The 12,833-nt window shown below is 45.1% G+C and carries 15 protein-coding genes and 1 other RNA gene; all 16 read right to left on the bottom strand.

Going from position 1 to position 12,833, the window contains the following annotated elements; genetic code table 11:
• Nucleotides 1–434 precede the first annotated feature (434 nt).
• The 16 genes from HZA73_09640 to HZA73_09565 all read right to left on the bottom strand — a co-directional run bounded on the left by HZA73_09640 (nt 435) and on the right by HZA73_09565 (nt 12,754).
• Nucleotides 435–2,243, bottom strand: a complete 1,809-nt coding sequence (locus HZA73_09640) for a DUF885 domain-containing protein (protein ID MBI5806295.1) — start codon at nt 2,241–2,243, stop codon at nt 435–437.
• A 253-nt stretch (nt 2,244–2,496) separates the two neighbouring features.
• Nucleotides 2,497–2,853: a transfer-messenger RNA gene (gene ssrA / locus HZA73_09635) on the bottom strand.
• Between the two features lie 478 nt (nt 2,854–3,331).
• Nucleotides 3,332–4,120 carry an adenylate/guanylate cyclase domain-containing protein gene (locus HZA73_09630; protein ID MBI5806294.1) on the bottom strand — a complete coding sequence of 263 codons (789 nt, stop codon included), beginning with the start codon at nt 4,118–4,120 and terminating at the stop codon, nt 3,332–3,334.
• Nucleotides 4,121–4,136: 16 nt separating this feature from the next.
• Nucleotides 4,137–4,799 carry a hypothetical protein gene (locus HZA73_09625; protein MBI5806293.1) on the bottom strand — a complete coding sequence of 221 codons (663 nt, stop codon included), beginning with the start codon at nt 4,797–4,799 and terminating at the stop codon, nt 4,137–4,139.
• Between the two features lie 200 nt (nt 4,800–4,999).
• On the bottom strand, nt 5,000–5,419 hold the full coding sequence (locus HZA73_09620) for a hypothetical protein (GenBank protein ID MBI5806292.1): 420 nt from the start codon (nt 5,417–5,419) through the stop codon (nt 5,000–5,002).
• 29 nt (nt 5,420–5,448) lie between these two features.
• Complete coding sequence (locus HZA73_09615) at nt 5,449–5,670, bottom strand: hypothetical protein (protein ID MBI5806291.1); 222 nt, start codon at nt 5,668–5,670, stop codon at nt 5,449–5,451.
• 67 nt (nt 5,671–5,737) lie between these two features.
• On the bottom strand, nt 5,738–6,706 hold the full coding sequence (locus HZA73_09610) for a site-specific integrase (protein MBI5806290.1): 969 nt from the start codon (nt 6,704–6,706) through the stop codon (nt 5,738–5,740).
• Nucleotides 6,707–6,865: 159 nt separating this feature from the next.
• Complete coding sequence (locus tag HZA73_09605; GenBank protein ID MBI5806289.1) at nt 6,866–7,090, bottom strand: helix-turn-helix domain-containing protein; 225 nt, start codon at nt 7,088–7,090, stop codon at nt 6,866–6,868.
• The gene (locus HZA73_09600; protein ID MBI5806288.1) at nt 7,083–7,583 is read right to left on the bottom strand and encodes a tRNA (adenine-N(6)-)-methyltransferase; all 501 of its coding nucleotides are present in this window, start codon (nt 7,581–7,583) and stop codon (nt 7,083–7,085) included. Before HZA73_09600 ends, HZA73_09605 begins: the two co-directional genes overlap by 8 nt.
• Nucleotides 7,584–7,664: 81 nt before the next feature.
• Nucleotides 7,665–8,471, bottom strand: coding sequence for a ThiF family adenylyltransferase (locus tag HZA73_09595; GenBank protein ID MBI5806287.1), 807 nt, complete (start codon nt 8,469–8,471; stop codon nt 7,665–7,667).
• Complete coding sequence (locus tag HZA73_09590; GenBank protein MBI5806286.1) at nt 8,431–9,057, bottom strand: hypothetical protein; 627 nt, start codon at nt 9,055–9,057, stop codon at nt 8,431–8,433. Before HZA73_09590 ends, HZA73_09595 begins: the two co-directional genes overlap by 41 nt.
• Before the next feature lie 29 nt (nt 9,058–9,086).
• A complete protein-coding gene (locus HZA73_09585) occupies nt 9,087–9,827 on the bottom strand; it encodes a hypothetical protein (GenBank protein MBI5806285.1) in 741 nt (246 codons plus the stop codon).
• A gap of 88 nt (nt 9,828–9,915) precedes the next feature.
• Nucleotides 9,916–10,266: a hypothetical protein gene (locus HZA73_09580; protein MBI5806284.1), complete on the bottom strand. Its 351-nt coding sequence runs from the start codon at nt 10,264–10,266 to the stop codon at nt 9,916–9,918.
• Nucleotides 10,241–11,938 carry a DUF87 domain-containing protein gene (locus HZA73_09575; protein ID MBI5806283.1) on the bottom strand — a complete coding sequence of 566 codons (1,698 nt, stop codon included), beginning with the start codon at nt 11,936–11,938 and terminating at the stop codon, nt 10,241–10,243. Before HZA73_09575 ends, HZA73_09580 begins: the two co-directional genes overlap by 26 nt.
• Before the next feature lie 26 nt (nt 11,939–11,964).
• The gene (locus HZA73_09570) at nt 11,965–12,345 is read right to left on the bottom strand and encodes a hypothetical protein (GenBank protein MBI5806282.1); all 381 of its coding nucleotides are present in this window, start codon (nt 12,343–12,345) and stop codon (nt 11,965–11,967) included.
• 10 nt (nt 12,346–12,355) lie between these two features.
• A complete protein-coding gene (locus HZA73_09565; protein ID MBI5806281.1) occupies nt 12,356–12,754 on the bottom strand; it encodes a hypothetical protein in 399 nt (132 codons plus the stop codon).
• Nucleotides 12,755–12,833 lie beyond the last annotated feature (79 nt).

The following is a 12,833-nucleotide window of genomic DNA, read 5'->3' as shown; positions in this document are numbered from 1 at the left end:
GATCAGTGAGCATCGCAGTTGATGGCGGAAAAAGCTTGTCTGCATGTTTGAGGGCTTAGCCAAAACCCGAGTTCAGACAAGCCCGCCGGCAACGAGAAGCGCAGCGCGGGCCCGCCGAAGCTATACGTAGGCAGGGCGTAAGCGTGGCCCGGAGAGTGGTTCGACCCCGCTCACCACAAGTTTTAAGCGACGAGCTTTTTCTTTTGGTTCTTTTCTGTTTGGCGGGGCAAAAAGAAAAGAACATAATTGAGCAATATCTACGTTATTACCAAACCTGTTTATTTTATCTACTTTTCCTGAGCAAGTTAGATAAGCATTTAATTGTATATAATTTAAGCTCTAATTACAAGCAAAAAGAAAAGCCGAAACAGCAACCCGGGGGAAACTGTTTCGGCAGGTCCTTTGGACGGTATTTTTTCCGGGCGCAACCTCTCTTAAATGCCGCCCTTGATGTAATCGTCCACTTTTTTCCCCAGTATGTCCAGGGGCATGCTGCCGTTCTCCAGCACCAGATGGTGGAATTTCTTCAGATCGAAGCGCGGCCCCATCTTCTCTTTTGCCTTCTCCCGCAGCTGCTTGATGTGCATCCGGCCCAGGGTGTAGGAGCAGGCCTGGCCCGGCCAGACGATGTAGCGGTCCACTTCGGTGCCCGAGGCCCAGCCCAGGTTCTGCTCCATGTAAGCCATGGCCTGCCCGCGGTTCCACTGCTTGAGATGGATCCCGGTGTCCAGTACCACCCGCACTGCCCGGAACAGCTGGGAATTGACCTCGGCGATCCGGGAGTAGATGTCCGGCAGCCAGCCCAGCTCGTAAGCCAGCTCCTGGACATACATGGCCCAGCCTTCGCCGAAACCGGTCAGGAAGAAAAGATTGCGGTACATCCTGTTGCCTCCCAGTTCCTGCTGCACCGCCAGCTGGTAATGGTGGCCCGGCACCGTTTCGTGGTAGGTCAGGGACCTCATCATAGCCTTGTTGGGCATGTTCATCATGTTGACGAAGAACACCCCCGGCCGCTTGCCATCCAGCGAGGCCGGCTCGTAATAGGTGACGCCTCCCTGTTCCTTGAATTCCGGCACAGGCTGGGCCTGGACCTTGGTCCTGGGAAGGTAGTCAAAGGCCTCCGGCATTTTTACCAGGGCGCTGTCTATGAATGACTGGTAATCCCTGATCACCTGGTTCTTCCAGGGGCCGGAGGCGTTGTAGGCTATCTGGTTCTTGATCTCGGACCTGTCCAAGTATGCCCAGTACTGCCGCACCAGGTCCCCGTAATTGTCCCCTTCCTTTATTCCCAGGGATTCCAGCAGGGCCCGCCCCTTTTTCTGCAGGGCCTCGACCTCGGCCAGTCCCATTTTATGGACCTCAAGGGGGCTCAGGGAAAGCGTGGTGTTCTGCTTCAGGCAATGGGCGTAATACTGTTCCCCCTGGGGCAGATTCCAGACCCCGGCGGCATCGGTGGATTTTGCCCGGACGGCCTTGACCTGCTCCAGATATTTCCGATAGGCGGGATAGATCTTTTCCGAGATGATCCTTTCGGCCCGTTGCCTTAAACTCTCCTGTTCAGAGGAACCTATGCCCGGAATGTTTTTTATCTTGCCGGCAAAGTCAAGGTAGAGGATGTTCTTTTCCGCCCCGGGGCTCACCAGTTCGTTGATGGTCCCTATCACCATGTCGGCGATGAAAACCGGAGAGCGGATGCCCTTTTTATCCTGAGACTCCACCCGTTGCCCGGCCTGCTGCAGTTTGAGGGGTATCTTTTCCATCCGGGCCAGGTAGTCTTCGGCATCCTGTCTGGTTTCGATGGTGTGATATCCGGTCAAAAAGTTCACCGGCTGGAAATGCGGCCCGGTCATCTGGTTGACCAGGTATCCCTGATCAATGAACTTATATCCGTCCAGGGTGGACCGCAGGCACCACTCAAAGATCCTGGCATCCAGGCGCTGGGCCGGGGTCAGGGCCTTTCTGTCGATCTTGTTGAGCCGGTTAAGGTGTTGTTTCAACAGCCCTATGTTTGCCTGGTCTCCGGCCGGGGAGATGTCGTCCAGACTTGACCGGTCATACTCATAGCCCATTCCGCGGGACAGCCCCAGCTGGGTGGCCGTCTCCGGGTTCTGGGCCACATATGCCCGGAAGAAACTGTCGAACAGCTGCTCCAGGGCCAGGGAATCCCGGTTGGCAATAACCTGGGCCAGGCCCGGCTGGACCAGGCAGAGAATAAGACCGGCCATGATCAGGTATTTATTCATGGCAGAACCTCCTAGTTATGGTTTGTCCTTGATGGAACCCTTTGAGAACTACCGCCCGCTGATATAGGATAATCCTGCCGGAGCATTTTGTCAAGAGGCTCAAACAAATAACAGCCGTCCCGCTGTTGCGGAACGGCTGTTGATCCAAGATGGTGCCCCGCCGTTGGCGGGGCTATTGCCAAGCTCTGGATTTTGGTGTGGTGCCCGCCTTCGCTAAAGCTTCGGCGGACTACTGCCCGGCACGGAGGAATAATGGTGGAGGCGGTGGGAATTGAACCCACGTCCGATAAGGTAAGAACCTAAGCCTCTACATGCTTGTTTTGTGTTTTGGTCTTTTCCCTAAAAGTCTCGCACAAACACGATCCCTTAAGAGAGCAGCCCTAAGATCTCATCCGAAATGCCCGGGCCGGGCGTCTCGGACCAGCCCATCTTTGCGATGCCGTTTGCAGATCCGATAGGCGGGGACCTGCAGCGGCATGGCAGCTAAAATTAAGCTGCCAGAGCGTAGTTGTAAGTGTCAATTATGACGTTGCCAGTATTTTAACGAGCCCTCTGACTTTCTCGGCATGCCACTTAAACCCTTTCTTTACCGTCGAAACCTGTCGCCCCCTAATATTTGATTGCTTCCTTGCACTGAGAAACGCCCCTTGCCCAACTTGTCGAAGTGTCGCCCCCTTTTATTTGATGCCTTCCCTGCCCCGCAGGAATTGTTTGCTTGTATTATGCCTGATGCGGGGTCGCCCCCCTTTTATTTGTTTGCTTCGTCATACTGAGGTAGTCCCTCTTGCTTTGTTTCCGAAGGACGCCCCCCTTTTATTTGATCGCTTGTATAAAGATACCAATATTAACACCCTTTGTCAAGGCCTGCGGACCCCAAACAAAAAGCACAGTATTTTAACTGTGCTGCTAAAAACTGGTGCGCCATAAAGGACTCGAACCTTTGACCCGCTGATTAAGAGATTGCCACTATTATTTCAACGCACTTGGACTATTTTACATCACAATAGGTTATAAGTCAACTATTATTGATAAAATGCTGTTGTGTCGGATTTGTGCCTAACGATGCAGTAGTGTCTAATTGATAATCATTATTGTCTGCAACTGCCATTGGCTTTAAGAATAGTTAACGATTCTTTTGCTCTTTCCACTGCGGACTGTGATGGTTCTGTTAATAACATATTTATAATGCCCATTACGTCAACATCACCAATATTGTTTAAGCTGACTTTACGACTTGGGGCTAATTTCCAGCTTTGTGGTAATTCAACAAATTCACTTTCCGATTTCTTCATTTTCACAAGTGGAATTATTTCTTCAAACGAACGACCCTGCCATGATCGTGTCGGGAAAACCATATATGGACTAGTATCGCTCATTTTCACCCCTGCACACCTCTTCGCTAATGCGACGGTATGACCAAATACAGAACAATTATATTTAACAGGTGTACCAACATAGCCAATAATAACGGGGCCACTTGCTATTCCTATGTGAGGACGGAAATCAAGTATGTCATATTCTCCCATCCACCTTGCGGTTTGAATAGCATCGACAAAATGATCTTTAGACCCAAACTCATTTGAAAATACAATCATCATCTCATCACCGACATACTTGTCAATAATCGCTGGTTTATCCCTTAAAGCTTCAGCTGTAATCCATGAGAAAAAATTGTTGACAAATATTAATGTTTCCGTAGGGGTTAAATCAAGAGTGCGTCGAGTGAATGACGAAATGTCAGAAAATAATATTGTTGCCTCTACTTCACGCCCTTTAACTGGAAACGAGGCACCCCATCCATCATCCAAAACACCATCAACCGTTAGGGGCTGAGATATTAAATAATCTTCTAGAGAATTATATCTATAATGTGCCATATGTGTTGTGCCTTTATTAATGACTATTACTTAAAATACTTTTTAGAGAATCATACATTTCTTGTTGAATATATTTAATCGGTCTTTTATTTATAAATTCCGCACGTGTATGCCTAACAATATATCCTCCAGATTGTACAAAATTAACAATATTGCTTAAAAATAAAATGCCGTCATCATATTTATCGCTGAATATAATATATGGTATCAATAGTAATAATATTTGAAGTTGTTTTGAATTTGTCAAAACCGGAGAGCCATATATTTCTTTTAGTGTTGGCATCCCATTAAACATCACATCCGTGGTAATAAAATGAGACCCCTTACACGAAGCCATAATCAAACATTTAGGTTTAAATGTATTTAAAAAAGAAGGTAAGACTGATAATTCTGGTTTATAGTCACTTGCAAAATCGAAACGGACAGGCCTACCCCCTCCATCAGTAAAAGTATGGCCTGTTAAAACAATAATATCGTAATGTTCTTTAGAGATTTCATTTATTTTTAAGCATAAATCTGATTTCTCAAACGTACGAATGTATTTGTGCTTACAAAATGGTAATTTTTGAAAAAGGTCGTTAATCTTACTTGCTATATCAATGTTTTGTCTCTGAAGTTTATTTGAATCGCATTCAATGATAAGTAGAGATGAATACTTATGTTTTATGCTTTTTCTCATATAAATCACTGCAATTAATACTAGATTTTTTTACTCACATAATAGTAACATCCGATATACTCCTTGTCAACAGAAAAGAATAGCCCGGCTACTATGCTGGGCTATTCTCTTTAGCAAAGCTTAACTTCCTAACGGCTTTTTGTAAATGCCCATTCAAATGCACTAAAATGTATTTATTATTCCATCAGGGACCCGAGCATTCAAACGATTAATAAACTGCACCCCTTAAAGCCACCCCACCACGTTCTGTGAATAACAATTCGGATTTTTCCTTGAGGTTCGATCAGAGGTTGCAATGCCCGTAAGAACCGCCATTCATAACATTTTGGTGCATACTCTCCACGATCATGATAATTCTCCCATCTGTAATGATGTGCGGCTTCATGTACATAAGTTGTTGCATTGGATATGGCGGTTAATTGTTTCCATGCTGTATTATTGACGGGTGGGGAACGTAATTTAATGTGCACCAGCCGGGGACGGCTCCCAATAAACGCTAAACCACCAGTTGAAAGATCAGTCCGGAAAACCACTTTGTCAATGTTCGAATATACAAATTTATCGAAACCAACAAGTTTCAGATAATAGAGGACATCCTCGGGAATGTAGATTTTAGCCATGTTACTCATTATGGTGTACCTCCTTTAATTTAGATAAGGGGGTTATTGTTGTAGGAATTGTTATTATTTTGTTGCAGGTGAATAACTGAACGGAAGGCTATTTTTCTGATAATTCCATGAGCAAATACCAGACCCATGATTATATATGCAATGATTCCCGCCTTAATTGCTGCCCGCAAGATCTCCTTGGCAGAATATTTTCTTGCCATCACTGCAATGAATATCAGTGCAAATAAATGATAAATTAACATTTTATCCTCCTTAGGTTATTGTCGTTGTGAGTAGAATAGCCCAGCTTAAAAAGCTGGGCTATTTTTGTTACCTTAGGGACATAATATGATTGTACTTATATCGGCTCCTGGTTTCTCTTACTGTTTGCGGTTCTATCTTATCCTGTTTTGTGTAATTTAACTTTCCAACAGCTTCCTGGAGGTGTTCGTTTGAAAGGTGCGAATATCTCATCGTCATTTTCAAATCCTTATGGCCGAGAAGCTGCTGGACCACTTTGATACTGGCTCCGCTCATTACAAGATAGCTCGCGAAGGTGTGGCGAAGGTCGTGAAATCTGAAATTTCTGATATTTGCCCTCTTCAAAGCATCTGTGAAGTTCCTCCGTAAATTGATCCTACATTCGGCAAATACCAATTCGCTCTTTTTCCTTGTGGACAGTTCATGTAGCTGAGAATACAAACCATCGTTGATAGGGATGATTCTCCGCTCATTGGTCTTGGTTTTCTCGACGACAAGGATCCTGTTCTTCAAATCCACATTGCTCCAATTGAGATTGAGGATTTCAGACCTTCTCATCCCGGTGTACATCGCGACCAGTACGATGAGTTTTGAGCCTGCTGGCAACTCATGCAGTAGTATTTTGATTTCCTCCTCGGACAAGAAACGCAACCTCCCCGGAGGCTCCTTCAGGAGTTTTACCCCTTTCATCGGATTCACCTGTTGGTATCCCCACTCGATGGCTTTATTGAGCATATGCCGCAGGCAGGCAAGATCCCTGTTAAGGGTAGCTGGTTTTACCGTCGAAGATCGTTCTGCTTTATATCTCTCGATGTCCTGAGGGGTGATCTCGGATAGATATTTCCCTTTGAAAAACGGCAGCATGGCTTTCATATTACCTATGTTGAGGTAATATGATTTAGGGGACTTGTTTACTTTGGCGTAGTCGAGATATTTTGTCGTAAAATCCTCGAATAGTATCTTTTTGTCGTCCTGTACGCCGAGATGCTCTTTTTTAACAATTTTCACCTCAATGTTCTTAAGTGCCAGTTCTGCCATTTTCTGGGATTTACCGACGCGTTTACGATATCGCTTGCCTTTATAATTGTAGTCCAAATACCAAATCTCATTTCTTTTATATATACGCATTTCACTTCCCTCCTTTATGAATGAATTATTACCTTTTGGGGTTAACCTATACCCTATTGCCATGTCAAGTTAAGTTAAATCTATATCCGTTGCTTTTACTGGTTGTCCCTCTCGTTTCTTCTTGTTAAGCCAGGCTTGAACTTCCTTTTCACTGAAACGCACCAGCCGGCCAAGCTTGATATATGGAATTACACCCTCGTGTATCCAACCATATATGGTCATCGGCTTGACGCTCAAGAGTTTTGATAAGGTTATTATGTCAATTAGTTGATCCATTGTACGCACTTTATTCATATTTACAAAACGTCATTTGTTTGCCAATGTTCAGACCCCATGTAAACCACGCCGTCGCAAACCAGGCTCCCGTTCCTCTCCCGCTCGGTGTTTCAAAATTTATTCGTTTATCGAAAAATATCACCTCCAACCCGTATTTTTCAAAAAGATACTGTCGCTTTCTCGTTTCAAATGTGGTCAAGGGCAAGAGAAACGCAAAAGGTTTTTGCAGAGAATATGCACGTTCTAAAAACAGCTGCTTGATGCTATATGGAGGATTAGTAATCATACAATTGAATCTCGACGGCAGATAAGATAAATAATCATGACCATCTAATATATCTGTGCCTATTACTTTCCACCCTCGTGCCCGTAATTCTCTGACAATATTCCCCTTACCCTGGGCACACTCCCATATTGTCCAATCTTTTTTCAAATATTGGTATAACGGGTGCAATGCTTGGGCTGGTGTCTGAAAGTCATTCGCACTTCCCTGTCTTAATGGCGGTTTCATATATTATAGCCTGCGGCTTCGATAAACCCTTCGTTTTTAGATCTCGCCTTAATTTACTTCGCCTTATTCGATAGGGGTCTGTTACCATTTGGTACCGCAAATCTGACATTTATTACTTCTTTTAACCGTCCATATAATTTCGGGGATATACCCGCAGAGGAATATTTGTCTGTAGTTCCAGTTTCGTTTTCTATGCATTACCGTCGAATCAACCGCAAAAAGGACCAAACCTGAAATGATCTTGACCAAGTCAATGACTGCCGGAGTATTCGGGCACGGTTCTCTTTTATTCCTTTTTGCAGACGGTATCGCACACTCGAAACAAGCTTTGCCCGGTTCCTGAATGAAAACATAGCCGGTATTTGCCTTCCGGTCCAATCCCGTAAATATAACCGGCACTTTATTGAGAAAATACTTCGCCGTAAAACGCCGGACTTCGTCATTGTCCGGGGCGCAAATCACGATATCACAATCCATATTCATCCCCTCCTCCAATGCCCGTTGGAACATGAAAGGATAAGCAATAATTTCAGTTTTAATGATCGCCTCTTTCATAAGATTGCCAGCCAATGACAACGCCTTATTCCTGTAAAGGTCTTTTGGATAAAACCTCTGTCGCGTTAGGTTTGATGGCTCGACGACATCCCCGTCAAATACCTTCACGGTCCCTACGCCTTTTCGGACCAACCCCTGGCATATCTCTCCACCAAGCCCACCTGCTCCAATCTGCAATATGGACAATCTTTTCATAACATTCTGGTCAAAACCTAAAACGACTTCCTGTCTGGCCGTCAGATTCCTGCGGTCTTCTTCACACCTCATGGCCATGCCTGGGGTATGAAAAGTCTTATGTTTTGGCCGGTTCAACGACCTTAAAAGTTCTATCATCAATCTGTTGCACCCCCCTTCCGTATATTTGGACTTCATAATTGCCGTCGGTGAAGAACCGCGCGTAACCATCCCTACTAAATATCGCACCGACTGCCTGATATTTTCCGCGTTGCAACAGCTCATCAAGCTTTTTATCGATACTTGAAGGATGCGTGGCTGGTTCTCCGGTGCCCGGATGGATATGAAAGTATGCAAAAAGCCGATAACCGTTTCTCGTCAGTTCCAGCAAGGCATTTTTAACCGAAGTAGAATCAGCCTTGGCAAAGACAACAGTCTGCTTTTCAAATTCCAGTTTGACAAGCCGGTCAAGGATCACAATATTATCTATATGGACTCCGGTTACGAAATGAAGCGATTCCTCCTCCTGTTGCCTCAAGTAATCTAAACAATCCCGTAGGAAAAGCGATGGAATTATAAAAACAATCCTTTTTTCGTCCTCAACCGAACCATACTTGGCCGCTATCCGGTGAAGCTCCAGCAGGTCTAAAATGGAAGCACATAGGTTTTTTACCTCCACAACGCTGTGAGCAATTACTTTTACCTTTAACAATGTGATATGGGCCTCAATCTGCTGCTCAATCATCTTCCTTCTCCGCTGTCATTGAAACCTCATCACAAAAGCCCCAGTTTTCGTAAACATGATATAAAGCCTCCTCTATGTGCCTTGTGGTTCTTTTGACCGAATGATTCGCTAATAAGTCTCTCAACCGTTAGAATACCATCCCCGATATCCGTCGGCTTGACACTAAAATGCACTTGATATTTACCGTTTCCCCGGTGGGAAAAACAAGCTCCATGGGATCCATTTTTTACTTCACTCGGAGGATCGATGATGAAATACGAGTAGGAATCCTGATAATCCCGATGGATATAACCCTTCCAACTTCCGTATTTAGTCCGGTACCACCCATTGTATCCATCATTTGTCTGAAACCAACCGGCCTTCATCCAATAGGGCAGCCCTGACCGCTTTTTGAGAAATAGGGTCTTATCATACGTTCTAGTCCGGACCACCTCCACCTTGCGGGTCTCCGTCACTCCTGAGTGGGTTACCGTTTGCCGGATGCCAGTTATCTTTTCAAACTGGAAGGACGGTTTCCCCCCGAAGGGGGAGGCAGGGGGTTGTCTGCCTACAGAAACATCCTCCGGCGATGCATAGACCTCGTCGCCATCCATGACCGAATTGAAGATGTTATCCTCCTGACTGAGACTCTGTTCGTTGCCCTTGGACAGAGCATAGCCAGATAGTCCGTTCTGATTGATGATGTCATGGACCGTCGTTTCCGGAGAAATCGCCAGGTCTTTGATCACCCCACTGCCTGCCACAATCAGGGATATTGTTTTTCTTTGCATACTGTTCACCTCCTTTCGTTTTGGGATTTTAGTCCGTTGGTTAAATTCCATATTTTATTCCGGGTTATTACTACTGACCAGATTACCATTATTGTGGAATAAACTCCTTGAGTAGCCTATATTTTACTTTTTGTCCGTTAATTGCCCCGTTCCCGTCAATCTTCCGCTTCATTTGCCCAAGCACCCGGATATCGGCCGAAACGAGAATCACCTCGTCACAAAAAACATGGTCAAGCAGAACATTCTCCAAAGCATGTTTAATCGTCGTCTGGTATTCTATGGCTATGATCTGCCCAGTCTCTGGATCCTGCACCAACACATCTATATTCTTGTTTCCAAGAAAAGCCTCTATAACGGCCACCATGCCCCGGGCCTGGTAGTAATCCCTTATAAGGCATTGTGCCTTTTGGTGTTCAGGCCCGCCTTTGCCTTTTGACATATTCCTCCCCCTTTAGAGTGAGCTTTAGTCGCTTTTGGGGCCGTTTCCTCTCCTTGGTATGGACAACCTCCTCTTCAATCAAACAATTTTCCAAAAGCTGTTCCTTGATCAAATTGCCCTTCCTTCTGGACAACCCCAGCTTATCGTATATTTTCGAAACATTGTCTTCAGGATTCGCCTTAATATGTTTTAAAAGATTTATCCATTGCTCAAACAGATCTCCGGTAGAGTCTGTTTTGGGAATGCTGGCTGGTTTCTCCGGTATGTTGACTTTTGGGGTTATTACAATAGCGGGTTTAACGGGTTTGTATCTGGGGATATACTGTAATCTGGATATTACCGGCTGCATAAGACGATCAAATTCTCCATCCCCGATATGCCAGGTTACCCTGCTTTTGGGTATTCTCATCAGGAATGGGTACGGGTAATGCCCCAGAGAAATATATGCGTTGGGAATTGCCAAACGCGCAATCTTCAATTCAAAGTCCTCGGTGCCACCCAAAGATTGTGCGGCGTTCCGCCTTTCCTTAGGATGGACCAGATGAAAACAGACCTGTCCATAGACATTATTCCTGATGAAGTCGGCCAACTCCGACGGGTTCTGGTCGGAAATAAGCAGTCCGGTACCCAATGCCCGTTGCTGGGTAATGGCATCCTTAAAATAGTTGGTCGCTTCCCCGATCCGGCTCTGTCCAAAAACCATCTTCGCCTCGTCGAAAACCAGAATTTTTCTCAATATATTCCGTTGATTGTATTTCAGACCCTGTTCGTAGCTTTTTTTTAATCTCAGTTTCATAATCCAGGACCTTAAATCCTCACTCAGGTTATCCACCTCATAGCACACCGTTTTAAAACCGGAGAGGTCATATCCCGAACTGCAATCAACCATAGCGCCCAGCCGGTTTATTATCGACAGAATCACTTCCATTCCCCTGAATATCTTGGGATTGGCCGTTTCAGCCTTCTCTTTAAGGTAATCATAGAGGTCATATAAGGTGGGAAAGTATTTCCCATTGTTGTATACCCCGAAACGGGCATACAACTCGTCGGTACAAATTATCAACATTTGCTTAGTTTCCGGGCGAATGTTGAAATCCTGCTGGCAGATGTCCCAGAAAAACTGGTTATACCCCTTGGGATTCCCGACTGGTTCCAGCGGGTTGTATTTGTCATTGCTGGTATTGAGTACTATCATGGGCTGGCAATCCTGTAATGTCCAAAGGTCCCGGTACTCCCGTTTGAAATCAAATATTTCACATTTTATCCCAAGCCCTGCAATCTGGGGGATAACATGCATATTGAAATTCGACTTGCCTGATCCTGTCCTCCCATAAATCAGGATGTTCTGGTTAAGCTGTCCCGTCGTGATCCTGGCGGGAACATTGTTCTCAACTACATTTCCCAGGTGGATATTCCCGCCAAAAACCCTTGAATCCGGCACCTGGCTTTGATACTTTTCATTGATCAACTTTGGCAAAAGCCTCCGCTCCACGCTCCTGACATACCCCTGGATCAGTCCGAGGTTTTGCGGAAATGCCCGGATCACTTTTAGGGCCTGCAGGATGAAAAGCTCACGTTCTGTACCTGTCTGCCTTGCCAGTTCCATGATGTGGAGAGCAGCCTGCAGGCAAGGATCCGAATCGAACGTTGATTTTCTTTCAGAAAGTAGCATTATAAATAACCAGTTATATTGCTTCGTTATTTGCGACGTGTCCAGGTGTCATAGTTATATACAGCAATAGTATAATGTTCGGGGCAGTACGCGCTTTCGTTTTCATTGTCCTTTAAGAACCGGACATCCCGAAGGCATAACGTCTTTTGACATGCCTGGCAATGGTAGATGTGCTTTGGGCAAGTGTATCCGCCACAAACATCACAACGTCCGCTGATCTCGCTTTCCTTGATTACCTCACCGCAAGCGGAAAGGAGGATGCTTTCCTCAACGTGCCGTTCGATGCCGTCCTTCGTTTCCTTCATGACGGTTTTTTTGCTTGCAAAGCCTTGATCACTGACGGATTTTGGCTTTTTGAAGATCGTTTCTTTGCTGATAGGTTTAAAATAATCATTGATGTATTTCATTATACTGCTCCTATCCAACGATAAGTTGTATAATAAAGAGGACCAATATTGCTACATACAAGATATATTTCAGCTTGGTTTGTGTCCCATATCGTGGAACGAGCAACGCCGGAATCTGCTGGGGCAGATAAGTAATACAGATCACTGCTATCAGGAACAGAAACGTATAAAACCCGGCACTGAATCTGAGACAATTCAGGGGAATGTTCATGGCCAGGATAATCCCCATGAGAAAGACAATGTTCTGGAAAGCTTCTGATCTAAAGGGAAGGAAGGACCATGAGAACAATAACATTAGGTAGGAACTAAGCAACAAGAAGCTCATTCGGACGACAAATGACGAAATATGAGGGTTCATATCATAGGTCAGACGGATGGCCAGGTCTTTTATTTGTACCAGCAGATCCATACTCCCTCCTCGTTTTTAGGGAACCATTGTTATAATTCCATTCCCTCTTTAGCTGCATTATAGAATTTATATAGATATT

The sequence above is a fragment of the candidate division TA06 bacterium genome (assembly GCA_016235665.1).
Taxonomy (GTDB): Bacteria; Edwardsbacteria; AC1; order AC1; family EtOH8; genus UBA5202.
The sequence above is the reverse complement of the archived record's forward strand: the minus strand, read 5'-3'. Positions and strand labels throughout refer to the sequence as shown.